The organism is Maribacter algarum (ex Zhang et al. 2020) (assembly GCF_005885635.1).
In the GTDB taxonomy this organism is placed as follows: domain Bacteria; phylum Bacteroidota; class Bacteroidia; order Flavobacteriales; family Flavobacteriaceae; genus Maribacter_C; species Maribacter_C algarum.
Genome location: NZ_VATY01000005.1, coordinates 236,136 through 256,612, shown reverse-complemented (window position 1 = coordinate 256,612; position 20,477 = coordinate 236,136). Strand labels below are relative to the sequence as shown.

Here is a 20,477-nt window from a genome sequence, read left to right as displayed (position 1 = left end):
TATTAACAACGTAGAAAAAACATCATGGAAAATATTAGAAAATCAGTATTTAAAATAATAACTGCTTCAGGAACCGGAACCGGATTCGTTGTGGCTGGAAAAAATCACGTAATCACCAACTATCATGTAGTAGCAGGAGCGAAAACCGTTGCTGTAGAAGATTACAAAAAAGACCGTTTCGTAGCCGATGTGGTCATGGTAAACCCTGAAGTAGATTTGGCCTTCTTGCATATCGAAGGGTTTGAAAACACAGAAACGGCCATAACTTTGGATGAAAATGTAGGTATTTCAAATACTCAAAAGGCTTATATACATGGATATCCATTTGGAATGCCTTATACCGTTACTGAAGGTATTATATCATCTACAAGTCAACCCATGGGACCGAGACATTATATTCAAACGGATGCCGCGGTAAACCCAGGTAACTCAGGAGGGCCAATGTTGAACGAAGTAGGAAACATAATTGGCGTAACCACTTCGAAGTTCACAGAAGCAGATAATGTTGGCTTCGGTATTAAGCATTTAGATTTGCTAAAAGAGATTAATGATTTCTCTTTTTCAGATCAAGCTTACAGAGTAAAATGCAATTCTTGCGATGGTTATACTGAGGAACAGACAGAGTTTTGTAACAACTGTGGAAATGATATGGATATATCCATTTGGGAGGAGTTTGAAAAAAGTCACTTCGCAAAATTTGTGGAGGAGTCTTTGACAGAATTGGGAATGAATCCAGTTCTTGGAAGAGCGGGCAGGGATTTTTGGGAGTTTCACCAAGGAAGTGCCCTAGTGCGAATTTTTGTTTTCAAAAGGGATTATTTGGTAGCAACGTCGCCTATGAATAATCTTCCAAAGCAAAATTTGAAGGAATTGACGGAGTACTTATTGCAGGACCATGTCTCCCCTTATTCTCTGGGCATTAGCGATAACAAGATTTACATATCTTACCGTGCGCATTTATCAGACATTTTTACCGATCATGCGGAAACCATAAAGCAAGATCTGAAAAACCTAGCGCTAAAAGCGGATGACTTGGATAACTTCTTTATGGATGAATATGGTTGCGAAATGGCCATTGAGGCTAAGGAAGAAGCTTAAGCAAAAAATGGAATAAAAAAAAAGCCCTGTCAATTGACAGGGCTTTTTATCTGAAGTATATACTTATTAGTTAGCAACCTCACTAAAAAACTTTAGTCGATACAATCGTAATTCTTCATCTTCATAATCGCCATCAAATTCTTCCATCGCAGTTTCTAACTTATCAGTTTCGGCTTCTAAGAAATATTCGTGTATTTCTTCTTGTTGGTCTTCGTCGAGAATTTCATCTATCCAGTAGCCTAAATTCAATTTTGTACCACTAAAAACAATCTGTTCCATTGCTTTTATCAGTTCAGGAATTTCAAGTCCCTTGGCAGAAGCAATATCATTTAAAGGCAACTTTCTATCTACGTTCTGAATGATATATAACTTCAATGCAGAATTAGCACCGGTACTCTTTACCACCAAATCATCAGGACGTAAAATATCATATTCTTCTACATATCCTTTAATCAGCTCTACAAAAGGCTTACCGTATTTCTTCGCTTTTCCCTCTCCTACTCCATGAATATTTAGGAGCTCTTCCATCGAAATGGGATACTTCATCGCCATATCTTCAAGTGAAGGGTCTTGAAATACAACATAAGGCGGAACATCCATTTTTTTAGACTGAGCCTTTCTCAGGTCCTTCAGTTGCTTCAATAGTTTTTCATCCGCAACTCCCCCTTTGGAAGCACTAACAATAGCATCTGTTGCTTCCTTGGTGTACACATGGTCTGAAGTCATCATAAAGGAAACAGGTTTACTTAGAAAGTCCCTTCCGTGATCTGTCATTCTCAAAATTCCATATTGTTCGATTTCTTTTTTCAGGAGTCCCGCAACCAAGACCTGACGTATTAAGGCCATCCAGTAGCTTTTATCTCTATCGGAACCTATTCCAAAAAATTCCTTTTCATTGGTTTTATGTGAAGCAATGAGCGCATTCGTTTTTCCACGCAGTGCATGTACGATTTCCTTTGATTTGAATTTTTCGACCGTACCTTGCACCACTTTTAACAACTTTACAACATCATCTTGAGCTTCGTGCTTCTCTTTCGGATTTCGAGTGTTGTCATCCATATCCGCACCTTCCCCATTTACCTCATCAAATTCCTCACCGAAATAATGCAACATGAATTTGCGACGTGACATTGAGGTTTCTGCGTAAGCGACTACTTCCTGTAATAGCGCATTTCCGATTTCTTGTTCTGCAACAGGTTTACCGGACATAAACTTCTCAAGCTTCTCAATATCCTTATACGAATAGAAAGCTAAACAATGTCCTTCTCCCCCATCTCTTCCAGCCCTACCAGTCTCTTGATAATAACTTTCTATACTCTTTGGAATATCATGATGTATCACAAAACGCACATCGGGCTTGTCGATACCCATTCCGAAGGCTATCGTTGCTACAACCACGTCAACATCCTCCATCAAGAACATATCTTGATATTTCGAGCGGGTCTTGGCATCAAATCCTGCGTGATAAGGAACTGCACTTACTCCATTCACCTGTAAAACCTGTGCAAGTTCTTGGACACGTTTTCTACTCAAACAATATATAATTCCCGATTTCCCTGAATTCTGCTTTACAAAACGGATAATATCACTATCAACATTTTCCGTTTTAGTTCGTACTTCATAATACAGGTTTGGGCGGTTGAAAGAGGCTTTGAACACTTTTGCACCCGTTATACCTAAATTCTTTATTATATCCTCTTGTACCTTGGGAGTAGCCGTGGCTGTCAAGCCAATAATTGGAATATTGTCTCCTAAGCGATTGGCAATTGATTTCAAGTTGCGATACTCAGGTCTAAAATCATGCCCCCATTCAGAAATACAATGTGCCTCGTCAACTGCCATAAATGATATGGTTTGTGCTTGCAAAAAGTCCACATATTCTGCCTTCGTCAATGATTCAGGCGCTACATATAGTAATTTTGTGATTCCGTTGGTAATATCCTCCTTCACTTGTTTAATCTCAGTTTTGTTCAAACTGGAGTTTAAAACATGGGCAATACCATGCTCTGAGGAAATACCTCGAATAGCATCAACTTGATTTTTCATCAAAGCAATAAGCGGGGAAACTATGATTGCAGTACCTTCTTGCATCAAAGCAGGCAGTTGATAACAAAGCGATTTTCCACCGCCCGTCGGCATAATTACGAAGGTATTATTACCTTGAACTATGTGTTTAACTACTTGTTCTTGAAGACCCTTGAATTCGGAAAATCCGAAATGTTTTTTTAAGGAAGCATGTAAATCTAGTTCACTCAAAACTAAACCTTTATTTTTCATTCAATACGAATTATCATCGATAGATATCTATACGGTAGTTCCTGTAAGATACGGATTTCTAAGCTTTTAAATCGCCACTCTATAGAATTAACTTAGTTTTATCTAAAAGGTTTTGATATACTTAACTTTACGTAAATTTGTAGTTTTAAATATAATACTTTCTTTACAAAAGCAACTTATAATTTTCTTTATACTTTGAACGACACCACAGCTATACTTGATTTAGCAAAGAAAACCATACAAACCGAGAGTGAGGCAATTCGCAATTTGAGCTCTTTTTTGAACGAGGATTTTGCAAATGCCGTTTCTTGTATCATATCCTCAAAAGGCAGGGTCGTAATTTCAGGTATTGGTAAAAGTGCAATTATAGCTTCAAAAATAGTCGCCACACTCAATTCCACGGGCACTCCCGCCATTTTTATGCATGCTGCAGATGCTATCCACGGAGATTTGGGAACAATTCAGGAAAACGATGTCGTTATCTGCATTTCGAAAAGTGGAAATACTCCTGAAATAAAAATGTTGGTTCCCCTAATCAAAAGAGGAAAAAATATATTAATAGCATTGACAGGAAATATAGATTCTCACCTTGCTCAACAATCAGATTTTATCCTAAATACATTTATAGAGAAGGAAGCTTGCCCTAATAATTTGGCTCCTACCACTAGTACGACTGCGCAATTGGTAATGGGCGATGCACTAGCTATTTGCCTTTTGGAATTAAAAGGTTTTAGCAGCACTGATTTTGCAAAGTATCACCCTGGAGGTACGCTAGGTAAACGTTTATATCTCCGCGTAGCGGATATTGTGATTAATAACGAAAAACCCCGAGTAAGTCCGGATACGGACATCAAGAAAGTAATTGTTGAGATTTCTGAAAAAATGCTCGGTGTTACCGCTGTAATCGAGAATGATAAGATTATCGGTGTAGTCACCGATGGGGACATTCGGAGAATGTTGAATAAGTATGACAGCATCAACGGATTAACCGCTAGAGACATTATGAGTCTTCATCCAAAAACTATTGAAACCGAAGTTCTTGCCATAAAAGCACTTGAACTGATGCAAAAGAAAGGCATCTCACAATTATTAGCCGTCAACGGTGAAAATTACGAGGGTATTGTACATTTGCATAATCTAATCAAAGAAGGCATTATATAATCTACTTCAAGCAATGGCAAAAGCAGCACCCAAATCCCCAGATGAAATGTCGTTTTTAGACCATCTTGAAGAATTAAGATGGCACTTGATACGTTCTGTTCTAGCTGTAGTTATCATCGCAAGTATTGCACTTTTAATGCGAGAATTTATCTTCGATACCGTACTGTTCGGGCCAAAAAATATGGATTTCCCCACATACAGGTTCTTTTGTAAAGTTGGAACTTTCCTTAATATTGAATCCAATTTCTGTGCTGATGAGTTGCCATTCATTATTCAAAGTCGCGAAATGTCGGGGCAATTTTCTGCCTACGTATGGACCGCAATTTGGGCTGGGTTCATTTTAGGGTTTCCATATATTCTATATGAGATGTGGAAATTTATTAGTCCCGGTCTTCATACTAATGAAAGAAAGCATTCTAGGGGTTTTATATTTTCGGCCTCATTATTGTTTTTCAGCGGCGCTTTGTTCGGTTATTATTTAGTAGCCCCTCTTTCGATTAATTTTCTTGGAACATTTACTGTAAGTAATCAAGTAACAAATAATATCGATTTAGCATCTTTCATAGGTACTGTTAGAACTTCGGTGATTGCCTGCGGTTTAATATTTGAGCTCCCAATAATTGTTTATTTCTTAACAAAAGTAGGTTTAGTTACTCCTGAAATCTTAAAAAAATACCGAAAGATTTCTTTGGTAGTTGTTTTAATTCTTGCCGCTGTTGTAACTCCACCTGATGTCGTCAGTCAAATTTTGGTTGCCTTACCAATATTAGTTTTGTATCAAATCAGTATTTATATTTCCAAGAGAGTATTAAAGAGTGAAGCAAAAAAAGAAGCGAAACTAGCCGCCAAACGTGCCAAAAAAAGTTAAATAATAGGGCATTATTCCGACAACGGGAATTATATGTTTTAGATTTGAAAGAATGAAGCTCAGAGCAGAAAACATCATGAAGGCCTATCGCGGCCGTAAAGTGGTAAAAGGTATTTCCTTGGAAGTTAACCAGGGTGAAATTGTTGGCTTACTGGGTCCTAACGGTGCAGGAAAGACTACTTCGTTCTACATGATAGTAGGGCTTGTGAAGCCCAATGGTGGAAAGATATTCCTTGATAATATGGAAATCACCAATTTTCCCATGTACAAACGTGCACAAAATGGCATTGGTTATTTGGCTCAAGAAGCTTCTGTTTTTCGCAAATTGAGCATCGAGAAAAATATTTTAAGTGTTCTTCAATTGACGAACTTGAGCAAGAAGGAGCAAGAAATGAAAATGGAGTCCTTGATTGAGGAATTCAGTCTCGGTCACATCCGTAAAAACCGGGGTGATTTGTTATCAGGTGGAGAACGCAGACGTACAGAAATTGCACGCGCACTGGCCACCGACCCCAAGTTTATTTTGTTGGATGAACCTTTTGCGGGAGTCGACCCCGTCGCAGTTGAAGACATTCAGCGTATAGTGGCACAATTAAAAGATAAAAACATCGGTATTCTAATCACCGACCACAACGTACAAGAAACCTTAGCCATTACAGAACGTTCGTATTTGATGTTCGAAGGAGGGATTCTAAAATCAGGACATCCAGAAGATTTGGCAGCTGACGAAATGGTTCGTAAAGTCTACTTGGGGCAAAACTTTGAGCTCAGAAAGAAGAAACTAGATTTTTAATTTGTTTGACCTACTTTCTCGTACTCAGCGAGCAATTCATATTGCCCTTCCAAATTCAAAGTGATTGTAACATCAAAAACATTTCTATTTCTGAAATACCAACCATGTTTTCCATCAAAGGGTGCGGTAAATGTACCGGCCATATTGTTAGAGTGGGCTAGAGTATAGCTTTCAAAAAAGACTTGTTCAGGAGGGTTTTCCTCATGGACTTCTCCGTGAAAATCAATATAAACAATGTCATTCTTACTGGTACTCCAATCATATTTAACACTTCCTAGTTTCAATGCTTTAAATTTATACTCCAATCCCTTACCAGAAGGAACGACTATCGTTATGGCATCTGATCTGATTTCTAACTGTTTTTCTGGAGGTGGGCTTTGTGCTTCAGAAGGCTTTACTACATCTGGCCCAGAGCCTAGTTTTTCCAATTTCAATCTTTTCACATTTTTAGGAACTACTTGAAGCGTACCATCAATATTTTCTTCTTCCGACTGACCAACATACAGTTTATCAAAACCAAAAACTTTGCCTAATCCAGTTAAATCCCTTCCATACTCCGCAGGTAAGACGGCTACTACTAAGACTACGGCGCCAATTATTGCAGCTATTATTACCGATTTTATCAGTTGTTTTTTACTTAAGGAGGGTTGATTCGTAGTTTCCATATTCAAAAATTAAGAAGTCGTAAAGTATCCTGCCAACTGAAATCCGAGTAGTAGGAATCCTGCTGCCATTAATGCAATGTTGGTAACATTAGAGAATTTGATATAACTACTATACCTTCTCCAAACGCCAAGCACCAATAAAACAAAGCCTAGTGCTAAGAATTGTCCAATCTCAACACCAAGGTTGAATCCTAATAAATTGACAAAAAGTCCTTCTTTATCAAACTCAAACTCCTGTAGTTTTGTGGCAAGTCCGAAACCGTGAAAAAGTCCGAAGACCAAAACAGCAACTTTCGTATTGGGTTGCCTGCCAAAAAACTGCTTGAATCCACCCAAATTATCAAATCCTTTGTACACTATTGACAAGGCGATAATGGCATCAATGAGATAGGCATTCACATTGATATCAGCCATGACCCCAAGTAATAGGGTCAGACTATGTCCAATAGTGAAAAAACTGATATACAACAGAATTTCGCGTGTGCGATATAAAAAGAAAATAACCCCAACTAAAAAAAGCAAGTGATCATAGCCTGTAAGCATATGTTTCGCTCCTATATACAAAAAGGGACCAAAGGCTATACCCTTGTTCGTTAGCAAAAAGGATTGTGTCTCATCATCGACCCCATGTGCATAGGCCGTTACCGACACAAAACATAAAGCGAGAAGGACGATTATTTTCTTGAACATTTGTGGGTATTTCTAATGAGCGTGTCCGTGTTCTTTGACCTGTTGAAGGCTATCCAACTTTCTTAAGCTGTCTTCAACTCTTTCTTTGGCTGCTCTTAGTTCAGCTTCCTCCTGGGCAGCTTTTGCTTTCAGTTCAGCTGCTCGCTTCTCAACTTCGGCAGAGTCAATTTTCACCTCTTTGGGTTTTTGCTCACCGCAGGCACTTAAAAGACCCAATGCGATAATGGTGATAAAAATCGATTTTCTTATACTCATGGTTCTCATAATTAGTGTTAATACTAAAATTATCTATCATCTTCTTTTTGGCAAACCAAAATCAAATCCTCCGTGAATCAGTCTTTTTATAGATGCAATCTGCCCGCAATGCCACATGGTATGTTTGATATTCCATGACACTGCATCTAATTTTATCTTCGCTACAGGATGTTCTTGTTTGATGGGTTGTTCCACTCTGCTTTCTAAATCTTCCATTGTTAGCATAGAAACATTTTGGATGACCTTATGCTGCATAAAGTGCAATTGTTCCCTTAAAAGCTTAGGTTCGCACTTTCCAATCAACTCCTTGGGAACGCTTTCATAACCATACATTTGGTTGTGTGTTTTCAAATCGATTTTTTGCATGATTTCCTCGTCAAATCCAGAAACCACTAAAATTGCATGATAGTATTCGCTAATTACCAAATGCCCCACTTGCCAACTGATATTTGATGCTAAGGTATCTGGAGTTTCATTCCAATTTTCCATAGGAATGGAATCGATTAGTTTGTTCGTCCAAAGATGGGCATCTTTGGTTTGCTCGATTAAAAGTTCTGTTACATTCATTTTGCCGAAATCTTGCTTAAAAGTGAACTGAAAATATAAAAAGCAATTATCACAGGAACTGCCAAAAACTTCATAGTAACCAGCAGAACGAGGCTAATAATGATAAAAATATAGCGCAAGGCATTATCTTGAAAACTCCAGTTCTTAAACTTTAAGGCAAATAGTTCCATTCTGGAGTTCAATAGGTAGGCACTTAAAATGGTCATGCCGATCAAGAACCATTGGTTCAAAATAATTCCGTTTAAAAAATCATTGTTTTGATGCAGTAGAATCAAAGGCAATGAAAGAATCAGCAAAGCGTTTGCAGGCGTCGGCAAGCCAATAAAGGAGGAAACTTGATTCTCGTCAATATTGAATTTCGCCAAACGATAGGCAGATGCCATTGTAATTAAGAACCCCAAAAATGCAATGGGATATATATCTAATCCAAGCCAGAAAGAGTCTTGGTCACTAGGTGGGTTTAAACCAACATTCCACCCCCCTGTACTCGACATTGCAAAGAGTTGAAACATCACAATACCGGGTACCAAACCGCTAGTAATCATATCTGCTAAAGAATCGAGTTGTAGGCCCAACTCACTTTTTACATCTAAAACGCGAGCAGCCAAACCATCGAAAAAGTCGAAAACTATTCCTAGAAAAACGAATACTGCAGCTAGTTCTAACTGGTTTAAAACGGCAAATACTGTTGCCACACAACCACAGAAGACATTTAGAAGGGTAATAAGATTGGGAATATGCCTTTTCATTTTTGGTTGTTTTCGTAAAAATAATACAATTTTCGAGTAATCGCTTTAGTCCATTATTATTCGGATATTTGTATTCGAGCTATTTTACTTTTCAAATGAATTTTAAAAAAATAATCACTTTACTTCTTATAAGTTTTTCAGCTTTAGGATTTTCTCAGGAAATGTTGCTTTCTCCGCTTTCTAAGATTAGCCTATTAACGGTAGGTACCGGAGATGAGTTATACTCAAAATTTGGCCATAGTGCATTTCGCATTCAAGACCCCACAATAGGTGTTGACCGGATTTATGATTACGGTGGATTTGATTTTGACCCGCCCGGGTTTTATGTAAAATTCGCCCGTGGTAAACTGAATTACCGAATGTCTGGTTATAAGACCGACAGCTTTGTTAAAGCATACAAGCAGGAAAACAGGTGGGTAAAGGAACAAACATTGAATTTGTCTCAGGACGAGCGAAATGAAATTTTTGCATTTCTTCAAAACAACTATCGGGAAGAGAACCGTTACTACCTTTATGATTTTCTTTTTGATAATTGTGCGACTAAAATCCCAGAAGTACTTAAAAAAGGATTAGGCGATAAACTGAAGTTCACTTATCCTCATTTGAAGGAGACTTTCACCTTCCGCGAGTTAATACACCAAAGCTTAGATGAAAATGCATGGGCAACCTTCGGAATAGATTTAGCATTGGGTTCCATTATTGATCGAAAAGCTACCCCTTGGGAACATCAATTTTTACCTCTATATGTTGAAAAGCAAATGCCGAATACCACTATTAATGGGGATGCATTCGTGACCAAGGAAGAAATGCTAGTAGAGGAAGAACCAACTGAAAAAGGGAGTCTATTTGTCCTTACCCCTTTATTCTGGTTGATAATCCTGATGACTTTCGTGGTGGCTGTCACATATTTTGACCAAAAAAAGAAAAAAAGAAGCAAATGGTTAGATTTTACTTTGTTCTTACTAACAGGCCTAGCGGGACTATTAATTTTCTTCCTTTGGTTCATGACGGATCATGTCTTTACCAAGGCCAATTTTAACTTGCTTTGGGCTTTCCCCTTAAACTTGGTTCTTGCCTTTGTTTTTATGAAATCAAAAACCCCACCTGTTTGGGTTAAGAAATATCTTTGGGTTCTTCTAGCCGGAATGGTAATAACAGGAGTTCTATGGATTTTTAAAATCCAGATTTTCTCACCTCTTCTTATTTTCATTCTAGTGGCAGTAGGAATTCGCTATCTATTCTTAATTAACAGTATAGGCAATTCAGCCTTAACTCAAAACTCATAACTCCGAACTCTTAACTATAAAAATGAACCTACTCACAGTAGAAAACATATCCAAGTCCTTTGGCGAACTAGTGCTCTTTGAAAATCTATCTTTCGGAGTCAATAAAGACCAAAAAATCGCATTCATTGCCAAGAATGGAACGGGAAAAACATCCATACTAAGAATGTTATCGGGTGCCGACGCTCCTGATACGGGACAAGTGAATTATCGCAAAGGCATTCGCGTTTCCTTTTTAGAACAAGAGCCTGATTTAAATCCTGATTTGACGATTGAAGAGACCATTTTTGCCTCAGACAATGAGGTACTGAAGGTAATTGCTAACTATGAAAAAGCATTGGCGAATCCTGATGATCAAGATGCCTATCAAGCAGCATTCGAAGCCATGGAGCATCACCAGGCATGGGACTTTGAAACCCAATACCAACAGATTCTATTCAAACTAAAATTAGAAGATTTCAGTGTCAAAGTCGGATTACTTTCTGGGGGGCAAAAAAAACGTCTGGCCTTGGCGAATGCACTAATCAATAAGCCGGAGCTTCTCATTTTAGATGAACCTACCAACCACCTCGATTTGGAAATGATCGAGTGGTTAGAGCAGTATTTCGCCAAAGAAAACATGACCTTGTTCATGGTTACGCACGACCGTTATTTTCTAGAACGGGTATGCAATGAAATCATCGAATTGGACAATGGAAAATTGTATCCGTACAAGGGAAACTATTCCTATTACCTCGAAAAGAAAGAAGCCAGAATCGAGCAAGAAGCCGTTGAGCATCACAAAACAAAATTACTGTTCAAAAAGGAATTGACCTGGATGCGCAAACAGCCCAAGGCTCGAACGACGAAATCAAAATCGAGAATCGACGATTTCAATAAAATAAAGGAGAAAGCAAGCCAACGCCGCAAAGACCATGAAGTACAGCTAGAAATTAATATGGAACGAATGGGAAGTAAAATTCTAGAACTCCATAAAATCTCTAAAGCCTATCCTGACAAACCAATTTTAGACAAGTTTGAATATAATTTCATCAAAGGCGAACGCATTGGTATTATTGGTAAAAATGGAACGGGAAAATCCACATTTTTAAATATTATTACAGGAACCGACCAACCTGATTCAGGGAAAGTGGTGAAAGGTGATACCATAAAATTCGGTTATTACACCCAAAAGGGCATTGCGATAAAAGAAGGTCAAAAGGTAATTGAGGTCATAAAAGAATTTGGTGATTATATTCCCCTAGCAAAGGGAAGACAAATATCCGCACAACAATTATTGGAACGTTTTTTATTCGACCGAAAAAAACAATATGATTTTATAGACAAGTTGAGTGGTGGTGAGCGTAAACGGCTCTATTTGTGTACCGTTTTGATTCAAAATCCGAATTTCTTGATATTAGATGAACCTACAAACGATTTAGATATTGTAACCTTAAATGTTTTGGAAAGTTTTTTACTAGATTTTCCGGGTTGTTTGATTGTTGTCTCGCACGATCGCTATTTTATGGACAAAATTGTAGATCACCTTTTTGTATTTCGAGGAGATGCCGTTGTGGAAGATTTCCCAGGAAACTACTCTGATTATAGAGCTTATGAAGATAGTACGGCTTTAGAAATAAGAGCTGAAAAAGAGAAAGCGAAAGAGAAGAAGAAGGAAACCAATAGTGCTAAAAATTCATGGAAAACCGAAGATAAAAACAAAAAATTATCCTATTCTGAACAAAAGGAATACAAACAACTCGAAAAGGATATTCAGAAGTTGGAGTTTAAAAAGGGAGAAATCGAACAACAATTCGTTACTGGAGATTTATCCGTAGAGGATATTACAGAACTTTCCAAGAATCTAAAGGAAATTAGTGACGGCATAGAAACAAAGACTGAAAGATGGTTTGAGCTTTCTGCCTTGTTGGAATAATGTATTATTTTCTTCAATACATAAAACACCTTCTGACAGCGACCAACCAACACGGCGTCCACTCCCCTTTTGTATATAATTATTTGACAAAGTGTTTGTATGCAAATACAAAATTTAAAGGCTCAAAATGGGAGAATGTCCTGTTGAAAAGCATCCCGTATTTTTCGGCTAAAGAGATTAAGATTAGCTCAAATGATTTTGCTTTAGAAAATCGAATTCTCAAGGAATTTGGACTAAAATCTTCAGACGAAACTCTTCTTGACTTAGTTTATCTAGATAATCCCGAAGAAAACGTCCTGACGGTCTACACAGATAAAATACATAATGATAGTTTCTTCTTTTTGAAAAACATCCATAGTACAAAGAAAACAACTGAGATTTGGGAAGCATTAAGAAATAATAAAAAGGTGACGGTCTCTATCGACATGTTTTATTGCGGCTTACTTTTCATACGCAAAGAACAAGCCAAGGAACATTTTAAGATTCGGATTTAATCCTGTAATTTTAGTATAAGTATTAAAGTTATGGCAAACAATACAATTTATATGATTCTAGGGGGCGTATTTATGCTCTACCTCATCATATCAATAGCGACAAGAAGTAAGGCAAAAGCCCGAAAATCGAGAAAGTTTATGGAAGACTACAAGCGTGATGATAAGAAGTAAGTAGACGAAGAAAAACTAATTTCCGAAATTTCACGATAATTTGAATTAAATCGTAATTGAGCTACTACAAACTAAGCACCAATCAATGAAAATATATACCAAAACAGGAGATAACGGAACTACAGCTTTATTCGGAGGTACCCGGGTTGCCAAACACCATATTCGTATTGATAGCTATGGTACAATTGACGAATTGAACTCATGGCTGGGATTGATTCGAGATCAAGAGATTGATACACATTCCAAAAAAATATTGACTTTAATACAAGACAAACTCTTTACTGTTGGAGCAATTTTAGCAACCGATCCTGATAAGGCTATTCTAAAAAGTGGAAAAGACCGATTGAATATTCCTAAAATTGATGCCGGCGACATAGAACTACTCGAAAAAGAAATGGATGATATGGATGCCGAACTTCCCCAAATGACGCATTTTATACTTCCAGGAGGTCATGCTACCGTGTCATACTGTCACATAGCTCGAACGGTTTGCCGTCGTGCTGAGCGAATAGCTTCTCTGCTCAATGAAAATGAACCCTATGACGAACGGGTTTTAATGTACATAAACAGACTTTCCGATTACCTTTTCGTATTGGCACGAAAATTGTCCTCAGACCTTCAAGCGGAAGAAATAAAATGGATTCCTGAGAAAAAGGACTAATAAATCTGTTTTTTCTTCGTTATCAAACTATTAAAGCAGAAATTTTCAATAAAAAACACTAAAAAACTTGGTGGTTTCGCATTAAAAATTATTTTTGCAAAAAATTTAAAATCAAACTATTACCATGTATTGGACATTAGAATTAGCATCTTATTTAAGTGATGCGCCTTGGCCAGCTACCAAAGACGAATTAATCGATTACTCAATTCGTACAGGAGCGCCGTTGGAGGTTGTCGAAAACCTACAATCTATGGAAGAAGAAGGTGGAGAGATATATGAGTCTATCGAAGAGATTTGGCCAGATTATCCTACAGAAGAAGATTACCTCTGGAATGAGGATGAATATTAATAACATTTCAATTTAATTTGAAGTTAAAAAGTCTCATACGAGGCTTTTTTTTTATGTAATTTTGTCAGGTGTATGCCTAACTTCCCATTGAATTGGAAACTGGAATACCTTTTGCTCAACCAAAGGCATCAGAAATCGAATTACGTAGTACCGTGATTACTTAGAAGCGGTTCACCATATAAAATAAATTTATGAGTTTTATAAATTCAGTTATAAAAGCGTTTGTAGGCGACAAGTCTCAGAAAGATGTGAAGCAGTTGCAACCTATGGTCGATAAGATTAGATCTTTTGAATCACAACTTGAAGGCTTAAGCCACGATGAACTTAGAGCTAAAACCGCAGAGTTCAAAGCCAAAATTAAGGAGGACCGTAAAGCTTTAGATGACCAAATTGAAGCTTTAAAAGAGGAGGTAAATGCATCTACTGATATTGATAAAAATGAGGATATCTACACAGAAATAGATAAGCTAAAAGAAGAGGCGTATAAAATTTCTGAGGATACGCTAAACGAAATTTTACCTGAAGCATTTGCTGTAGTAAAGGAAACGGCAAAACGCTTCGCAAACAATACTACACTTTCAGTTACAGCTTCTGAGTATGATAGAGAGCTTTCAGGAAGCAATGACTATGTAACCTTAGATGGAGATAATGCCGTTTGGAAAAACTCTTGGGATGCTGCCGGAAAAGAGGTGACTTGGGATATGATTCACTATGATGTACAGCTGATTGGGGGGATAGCCTTACACCAGGGCAAAATTGCAGAGATGCAAACGGGGGAAGGAAAAACATTAGTCGCTACCCTTCCACTCTACCTGAATGCCCTTACCGGCAATGGTGCACATTTGGTAACAGTAAACGATTACTTGGCCAAACGTGATAGCGCATGGATGGCGCCAATCTTTCAGTTCCACGGACTAACTATTGACTGTATCGACCATCATAAGCCCAATTCTGATGGTAGACGTAAAGCCTACAATGCTGATATTACCTATGGAACAAACAATGAGTTTGGTTTTGATTACCTAAGAGATAATATGGCGCATACACCTAAAGATTTGGTACAGCGACCACATAACTACTCTATAGTTGATGAGGTCGATTCTGTATTGGTCGATGATGCGCGTACACCCTTAATCATTTCAGGTCCGGTGCCCGAGGGTGATCGTCACGAATTCAATGAGCTTAAGCCGAAGGTCAGTGAGATTGTTCAAAAACAAAGACAACATTTAACCGGAGTTCTAGCGGAGGCCAAGAAATTAATAAATGAAGGTGATACGAAAGAAGGAGGGTTCTTACTGCTTCGTGTTCAAAGAGGTCTACCAAAAAACAAAGCACTTATAAAATTTTTAAGTGAAGAAGGTGTAAAGCAGTTGTTACAGAAGACCGAGAACTTCTATATGCAAGACAACAATCGTGAAATGCCCAAGGTGGATGAAGATTTGTTATTTGTAATCGAAGAGAAGAATAACCAAATTGAACTTACCGATAAAGGGATTGAATATATTTCTGGAGAACAGAATAAGGATTTCTTCGTGATGCCAGATATTGGTGGAGAGATTGCCAGAATTGAAAATCAAAATCTTGAAATAGAAAAGGAAGCTGAACTCAAAGAAGAGCTATTCAAGGATTTTACGGTTAAGAGTGAACGCATCCATACCATGAGCCAATTATTAAAGGCCTATACCCTCTTCGAAAAGGATGTGGAATATGTAGTTATGGATAACAAAGTGATGATTGTAGACGAGCAAACAGGTCGTATTATGGATGGTCGTCGTTATTCAGACGGATTGCACCAGGCCATTGAAGCGAAAGAGAACGTAAAAATTGAAGCGCTCACACAGACTTTCGCGACAGTTACCCTACAGAATTACTTCAGAATGTACAGCAAATTGGCTGGTATGACAGGTACTGCGATTACAGAGGCAGGTGAGTTCTGGGAGATTTACAAGTTGGACGTTATGGAAATTCCGACCAACAGACCAATTGCCCGAGATGATAGAAACGATTTGATTTACAAGACCAAACGTGAAAAATATAATGCGATTATTGACGAAGTTACCCAATTGTCGCAACAAGGAAGACCAGTTTTAATTGGTACAACTTCCGTAGAAATTTCAGAATTGCTTTCTCGAATGTTGAATATTCGAAAAGTCCCTCATAACGTATTGAATGCAAAATTGCATAAGAAGGAAGCTGATGTAGTTGCCGAAGCGGGTAACGCGGGTATTGTGACCATTGCAACCAACATGGCAGGTCGTGGTACAGATATTAAGCTTTCTGATAAAGTTAAAGCAGCTGGTGGGTTGGCCATAGTAGGTACAGAACGTCATGATTCACGTCGTGTAGATAGACAGTTACGTGGTCGTTCGGGTCGTCAAGGTGATCCAGGAAGTTCTCAATTTTATGTTTCTCTAGAAGATAACCTAATGCGTTTATTCGGTTCTGATCGAGTAGCCAAGATGATGGATAAAATGGGACTTGAAGAAGGTGAGGTGATTCAACATTCTATGATGACCAAGTCTATTGAACGTGCTCAGAAAAAAGTGGAAGAAAATAACTTTGGAGTACGTAAGCGTTTGCTAGAGTATGATGATGTAATGAATGCGCAACGTGAAGTCGTTTATAAACGAAGACGTCACGCATTACAAGGAGAGCGTCTTCAGGTAGATATCGCCAATATGGTTTATGATACTTGCGAGGTAATCACCGAGCAGAATAAGGCGGCGAACGACTATAAAAACTTTGAGTTCGAACTGATTAAATATTTCTCTATCACTTCACCCATTTCTGAAGGTGAGTTTGAGAAACAAGGTGTTCAAGAAATCTCGAATACACTCTACAAGGCGGCTTACGACCATTATAAAGAGAAGATAGAAAGAAACGCTGCCGTGGCCTTTCCTGTGATTAAAAACGTATATGAAGACAAAGGCAATAATTTTGAACGTATTGTAGTTCCTTTCACAGACGGAATAAAAACCTTGAATGTAGTTACCAATCTTCAAGAAGCTTATGACAGTAATGGGGCACAGCTGGTAACAGATTTTGAAAAGAATATCTCTCTAGCCATTATAGATGATTCCTGGAAAACTCATTTACGTAAAATGGATGAATTAAAGCAATCGGTTCAATTGGCAGTACATGAGCAAAAGGATCCCTTGTTGATTTACAAATTCGAGGCTTTTGAGCTCTTCAAAGGTATGATTGAGAAGGTGAACAAAGAGGTAGTTTCCTTCTTATTCAAGGGCGAATTACCAAGTGGTAACCCAAATGAGATTCAACAGGCAGATAACATCCGAAGACCAAAGGAAAATTTACAGACTAGTAAAGAGGAAATTCCAAATAGTGATGAACGGGCTGCACAAAGCAGAGCTATTGGTCAAAATCAAGGAGGAAGACCTGCGGTTACAGAAACTATTGTTCGTGAACACAAAAAAATTGGAAGAAATGATCGCGTGACTATAAAGAATATTATGTCGGGTGAAAGTAAAGTAGTCAAGTATAAACAGGCAGAACCTTTAATTAATAAAGGGGAATGGGTATTGACTGAGGACTAAAACCCTAATACATATTTAGTAAACGGCGACCTATTCGGTCGCCGTTTTTATTGATTAAAACTAGAAAATCAGAGTAAAACAAGTCTTGTTTATAGCGCAAATTCCTTTCTATACCACATAAATTACCTCTTTCACCACATTTTCAATATCCTTTACCCGTTTAAAAGTAGCTTTACTACATACTCTTGTCCCCTTCTTGCCCATGAACCTTAGTATTCCCTGCTTTCTAAAGGAAAGGTGATGCAACATTCAACTAAAAAAAATAGCAGGCTTAGCGATAAGACCAAATTGCTTCTAAAGTTTAACTATACCTCTTCCATTCTAAGCTTGGTATTTGGCGTGTTGTGCTATTACTTTCTTGATATAAAAAGTATTGTTCCACATGCTTTTTTCACCTACACCATTTTAAATGTTTTGAACATATTCATGTTTAAACGTCATGGCAGCTTACTTGTCATGGCCGTAGCAACATCTTTGCTATCTCTAATTAGTACCATTATAATTGTTCTTTATAGTGGCGGTATAAATAGCCCCTTTCTCTTCGTGCTTGCTCTCATTGTTCTCGCAGGATATGTCGTAACCAGCCTTTTTGGCAAAATCTATTTATACTCCATTTTAGGTATTGTTTGCTCCATTTATACTTTAGGAAAACTGGATGTTTTCAATTTTACAAATGAAATTCCAGGGGCATCAAAAGACCATTTCGCTTTGCTCAGCGCATTGTTTTCTGTCTATTTACTTGGCGCCATTTTCGGTAAAAATCTACTAAAGACGCATCATCGCTTGTATAAATCAAAAACAGAAATTGAGAAACAGATTATTGAAAAAGAAACGCTACTAAAAGAAATACACCATCGTGTGAAAAACAACCTGCAGACGGTTTCAAGCCTCCTTAGTATGCAGGGTAGAAACACCACTAATGAACAAATTAAAAAAATTATTAAGAGTAGTCAGAATCGTGTAATTTCAATGGCCATTATTCATGAAATGCTTTACATGAATGATAACCTTTCAAAAATAGCATTCAAACCGTATGTTGAGGAACTTTCAGCGTTTCTTATTAAGTCCGTAGACGGGTCTAGCCAGAGTATAGATTTGAATATTGATATTCCCGATGTCAAATTAGGTATAGACACTGCAATTCCACTGGGTTTGCTCATAAATGAAACTATTACCAATTCATTAAAGTATGGGTTTCATGGCAGAAATGATGGGTGCATTGGTATCGGACTTCAAAAGCAAGAAAATAGTGATGAAGACTATATACTCACGATAAGTGATAACGGTGTTGGGTTCTCGGATGAAACCAGTTCAAATTCAACAAGATCACTTGGTCTTAAGCTAATTCATAACCTAGCAAGACAACTACAAGGGTCAGCTATAAAAGATGAATCAAAAGTAGGCACCACTTATTATATCAAGTTTAAAGATGTGCCACAAACGCTAAGCCCTGTAGCTTAAATGACTTTAACAGGTGAAATTTAAATCATCTACATAACAATTTTCATAAAGCCATTAGACAAATAAAAAGGTAGAAATTGGAATATAAGCCAAAACATATTTAGATTTACGTTAAAATTGCTCTAGTAATCTTCGGATTGCCCCTATATCTTTAACCAATCTATAAACCAGATACAATGGAAGAGAACAAAAAACTTGAAGAACGGCTCAGAGATAAGGCACGTTTGGTGCTTAGGGTAAATTATTTCACTTCAGCCTTCTCTCTGGTTTTCGCCTGTATATGCCTCTTTCTTTTAGATATTACTGAAGTTATCCCTTTTGTATTCTTAGGTTTTGGCATCCTAAACCTTATCAACACAATTCTTTATTATTACCACAAAAATTTGACCATCACTTATAATGTGGTGTCAATAATGACATTAGCCGGAGCAAGTGTTATTACCTTGTACAGTGGAGGTATTAATAGCCCCTTTATTTTTGTGCTTGCCATAATAGTAATTGCGGGATACGTTACAACCAAATCATACGGCTCGCTATACCTCAATTTATGCCTACTAATAATCGTTCTTATATATTCTCAAAGCATAGCTGATTTTAGTTTTGCTACCAACGTGGTTCCTGAAAAGTCAAAAAATATTTTTGCTCTACTTAGTGTACTATTTTCCGTATATCTTTTAGGAGGTGTTTTTGGTAAAAATTTACTGAGCGCCCACCACAACCTTTATAAAACCAAGGGAGAGTTAGAACGGAAAATCAATGAAAAGGAAACCTTACTTAAAGAAGTGCACCACCGTGTAAAAAACAATTTACAAACTGTATCTAGTTTGCTCAGTTTGCAGGCTAGAAATGTCTCAGATAAGGATACCAAAAGTCTTCTAAAAAGCAGTCAGAACAGGGTTATTTCAATGGCTATGGTACATGAAATGTTGTACATGCGAGAGGATATTTCTAAAATCGGATACAAATCTTACGTACAAGAACTTGCAGAATATTTGGTGCGTTCTATCAAAGGCACCAGCAGTAATATTACTCTAGATATTGATATTCCAGATGTAAAACTGAACATTGATACCGCAATTCCCTTAGGGTTGCTAATAAACGAGGCTGTAACCAATGCCTTAAAATATGGGATTGTTGATGATAGTCAAGGACATATTTTTATTAAGTTGCGTAAAGGCGAGTATGACGAATATTTATTGAATATTGGTGATACAGGAGTTGGATATTCAGAAACTATAAATCATAAAACTACACAATCATTGGGCCTAAAATTAATCCACAATTTAGCTCGGCAGCTACGTGGTTCTATTGTCCGCGATATTACCCGAAAGGGAACACATTATATTGTGAAGTTCAAAGAGATAAAACCTCAGGTTCCTCCTATGGTTCAACCTGCTTAAAACCCTAAAATTTTACAGATCTTAGTTCGGCGTATTATACTTATATTTAGTACGACTAATTAAAAC

The 20,477-nt window shown here is 37.5% G+C and carries 19 protein-coding genes; 13 read left to right on the top strand and 6 right to left on the bottom strand.

All coding sequences use genetic code 11. The features are described from left to right. The first annotated feature begins 24 nt into the window (after nt 1–24). Nucleotides 25–1,098 (top strand): trypsin-like peptidase domain-containing protein, encoded by a 1,074-nt coding sequence (locus FEE95_RS20040; RefSeq protein WP_138659813.1) that lies wholly within the window; start codon nt 25–27, stop codon nt 1,096–1,098. Nucleotides 1,099–1,164: 66 nt separating this feature from the next. On the opposite strand, the gene recQ is transcribed toward FEE95_RS20040, so the two are convergent. Beyond that, nucleotides 1,165–3,375: a DNA helicase RecQ gene (gene recQ, locus FEE95_RS20035; RefSeq protein ID WP_138659812.1), complete on the bottom strand. Its 2,211-nt coding sequence runs from the start codon at nt 3,373–3,375 to the stop codon at nt 1,165–1,167. A 195-nt stretch (nt 3,376–3,570) separates the two neighbouring features. Between recQ and FEE95_RS20030 the strand changes: the two genes are divergently transcribed. Genes FEE95_RS20030 through lptB form a run of 3 tightly spaced genes read left to right on the top strand, consistent with a single transcriptional unit; the run spans nt 3,571 to nt 6,197 of the window. Then, the gene (locus FEE95_RS20030) at nt 3,571–4,536 is read left to right on the top strand and encodes a KpsF/GutQ family sugar-phosphate isomerase (protein ID WP_138659811.1); all 966 of its coding nucleotides are present in this window, start codon (nt 3,571–3,573) and stop codon (nt 4,534–4,536) included. Between the two features lie 13 nt (nt 4,537–4,549). Next, on the top strand, nt 4,550–5,404 hold the full coding sequence (tatC, locus tag FEE95_RS20025) for a twin-arginine translocase subunit TatC (RefSeq protein ID WP_138659810.1): 855 nt from the start codon (nt 4,550–4,552) through the stop codon (nt 5,402–5,404). A gap of 52 nt (nt 5,405–5,456) precedes the next feature. Further along, nucleotides 5,457–6,197: an LPS export ABC transporter ATP-binding protein gene (gene lptB, locus FEE95_RS20020; protein ID WP_138659809.1), complete on the top strand. Its 741-nt coding sequence runs from the start codon at nt 5,457–5,459 to the stop codon at nt 6,195–6,197. Here the strand turns inward: lptB and FEE95_RS20015 are convergent. The 5 genes from FEE95_RS20015 to FEE95_RS19995 are packed head-to-tail and all read right to left on the bottom strand — an operon-like array spanning nt 6,194 to nt 9,123. Then, entirely contained in the window at nt 6,194–6,862 is a 669-nt protein-coding gene (locus FEE95_RS20015) for a hypothetical protein (RefSeq protein WP_138659808.1), read from the bottom strand. The genes lptB and FEE95_RS20015 overlap by 4 nt on opposite strands. A 9-nt stretch (nt 6,863–6,871) precedes the next feature. Further along, nucleotides 6,872–7,552: a HupE/UreJ family protein gene (locus FEE95_RS20010; RefSeq protein WP_138659807.1), complete on the bottom strand. Its 681-nt coding sequence runs from the start codon at nt 7,550–7,552 to the stop codon at nt 6,872–6,874. A 12-nt stretch (nt 7,553–7,564) separates the two neighbouring features. Next, complete coding sequence (locus FEE95_RS20005; RefSeq protein WP_138659806.1) at nt 7,565–7,807, bottom strand: hypothetical protein; 243 nt, start codon at nt 7,805–7,807, stop codon at nt 7,565–7,567. A 36-nt stretch (nt 7,808–7,843) separates the two neighbouring features. Further along, entirely contained in the window at nt 7,844–8,374 is a 531-nt protein-coding gene (locus FEE95_RS20000) for a DinB family protein (RefSeq protein ID WP_138659805.1), read from the bottom strand. After that, the gene (locus FEE95_RS19995) at nt 8,371–9,123 is read right to left on the bottom strand and encodes a CDP-alcohol phosphatidyltransferase family protein (protein ID WP_138659804.1); all 753 of its coding nucleotides are present in this window, start codon (nt 9,121–9,123) and stop codon (nt 8,371–8,373) included. Before FEE95_RS19995 ends, FEE95_RS20000 begins: the two co-directional genes overlap by 4 nt. A gap of 95 nt (nt 9,124–9,218) precedes the next feature. Between FEE95_RS19995 and FEE95_RS19990 the strand changes: the two genes are divergently transcribed. The 9 genes from FEE95_RS19990 (at nt 9,219) to FEE95_RS19955 (ending at nt 20,411) form a co-directional block, all read left to right on the top strand. Further along, nucleotides 9,219–10,409: a lipoprotein N-acyltransferase Lnb domain-containing protein gene (locus tag FEE95_RS19990; protein ID WP_138659803.1), complete on the top strand. Its 1,191-nt coding sequence runs from the start codon at nt 9,219–9,221 to the stop codon at nt 10,407–10,409. Nucleotides 10,410–10,431: 22 nt separating this feature from the next. Further along, a complete protein-coding gene (locus FEE95_RS19985) occupies nt 10,432–12,321 on the top strand; it encodes an ABC-F family ATP-binding cassette domain-containing protein (protein WP_138659802.1) in 1,890 nt (629 codons plus the stop codon). Nucleotides 12,322–12,464: 143 nt separating this feature from the next. After that, entirely contained in the window at nt 12,465–12,815 is a 351-nt protein-coding gene (locus tag FEE95_RS19980) for a hypothetical protein (RefSeq protein WP_138659801.1), read from the top strand. A 30-nt stretch (nt 12,816–12,845) separates the two neighbouring features. Next, complete coding sequence (locus tag FEE95_RS22190; RefSeq protein ID WP_171037096.1) at nt 12,846–12,986, top strand: hypothetical protein; 141 nt, start codon at nt 12,846–12,848, stop codon at nt 12,984–12,986. Nucleotides 12,987–13,071: 85 nt separating this feature from the next. Continuing rightward, nucleotides 13,072–13,647 (top strand): cob(I)yrinic acid a,c-diamide adenosyltransferase, encoded by a 576-nt coding sequence (locus tag FEE95_RS19975; RefSeq protein WP_138659800.1) that lies wholly within the window; start codon nt 13,072–13,074, stop codon nt 13,645–13,647. Between the two features lie 124 nt (nt 13,648–13,771). Beyond that, a complete protein-coding gene (locus tag FEE95_RS19970; RefSeq protein ID WP_013994285.1) occupies nt 13,772–13,996 on the top strand; it encodes a DUF2795 domain-containing protein in 225 nt (74 codons plus the stop codon). Between the two features lie 191 nt (nt 13,997–14,187). Next, entirely contained in the window at nt 14,188–17,550 is a 3,363-nt protein-coding gene (gene secA / locus FEE95_RS19965; RefSeq protein ID WP_138659799.1) for a preprotein translocase subunit SecA, read from the top strand. Nucleotides 17,551–17,790: 240 nt separating this feature from the next. Then, entirely contained in the window at nt 17,791–19,011 is a 1,221-nt protein-coding gene (locus FEE95_RS19960; RefSeq protein WP_138659798.1) for a sensor histidine kinase, read from the top strand. 176 nt (nt 19,012–19,187) lie between these two features. Then, on the top strand, nt 19,188–20,411 hold the full coding sequence (locus FEE95_RS19955) for a sensor histidine kinase (protein WP_138659797.1): 1,224 nt from the start codon (nt 19,188–19,190) through the stop codon (nt 20,409–20,411). Nucleotides 20,412–20,477 lie beyond the last annotated feature (66 nt).

Coding starts and splice junctions, on each gene's coding strand:
- FEE95_RS20040 (WP_138659813.1), top strand. CDS start 25: ATGGAAAATATTAGAAAATCAGTATTTAAAATAATAACTGCTTCAGGA.
- recQ (WP_138659812.1), bottom strand. CDS start 3,375: ATGAAAAATAAAGGTTTAGTTTTGAGTGAACTAGATTTACATGCTTCC.
- tatC (WP_138659810.1), top strand. CDS start 4,550: ATGGCAAAAGCAGCACCCAAATCCCCAGATGAAATGTCGTTTTTAGAC.
- lptB (WP_138659809.1), top strand. CDS start 5,457: ATGAAGCTCAGAGCAGAAAACATCATGAAGGCCTATCGCGGCCGTAAA.
- FEE95_RS20015 (WP_138659808.1), bottom strand. CDS start 6,862: ATGGAAACTACGAATCAACCCTCCTTAAGTAAAAAACAACTGATAAAA.
- FEE95_RS20010 (WP_138659807.1), bottom strand. CDS start 7,552: ATGTTCAAGAAAATAATCGTCCTTCTCGCTTTATGTTTTGTGTCGGTA.
- FEE95_RS20005 (WP_138659806.1), bottom strand. CDS start 7,807: ATGAGTATAAGAAAATCGATTTTTATCACCATTATCGCATTGGGTCTT.
- FEE95_RS20000 (WP_138659805.1), bottom strand. CDS start 8,374: ATGAATGTAACAGAACTTTTAATCGAGCAAACCAAAGATGCCCATCTT.
- FEE95_RS19995 (WP_138659804.1), bottom strand. CDS start 9,123: ATGAAAAGGCATATTCCCAATCTTATTACCCTTCTAAATGTCTTCTGT.
- FEE95_RS19990 (WP_138659803.1), top strand. CDS start 9,219: ATGAATTTTAAAAAAATAATCACTTTACTTCTTATAAGTTTTTCAGCT.
- FEE95_RS19985 (WP_138659802.1), top strand. CDS start 10,432: ATGAACCTACTCACAGTAGAAAACATATCCAAGTCCTTTGGCGAACTA.
- FEE95_RS22190 (WP_171037096.1), top strand. CDS start 12,846: ATGGCAAACAATACAATTTATATGATTCTAGGGGGCGTATTTATGCTC.
- FEE95_RS19975 (WP_138659800.1), top strand. CDS start 13,072: ATGAAAATATATACCAAAACAGGAGATAACGGAACTACAGCTTTATTC.
- FEE95_RS19970 (WP_013994285.1), top strand. CDS start 13,772: ATGTATTGGACATTAGAATTAGCATCTTATTTAAGTGATGCGCCTTGG.
- secA (WP_138659799.1), top strand. CDS start 14,188: ATGAGTTTTATAAATTCAGTTATAAAAGCGTTTGTAGGCGACAAGTCT.
- FEE95_RS19960 (WP_138659798.1), top strand. CDS start 17,791: ATGCAACATTCAACTAAAAAAAATAGCAGGCTTAGCGATAAGACCAAA.
- FEE95_RS19955 (WP_138659797.1), top strand. CDS start 19,188: ATGGAAGAGAACAAAAAACTTGAAGAACGGCTCAGAGATAAGGCACGT.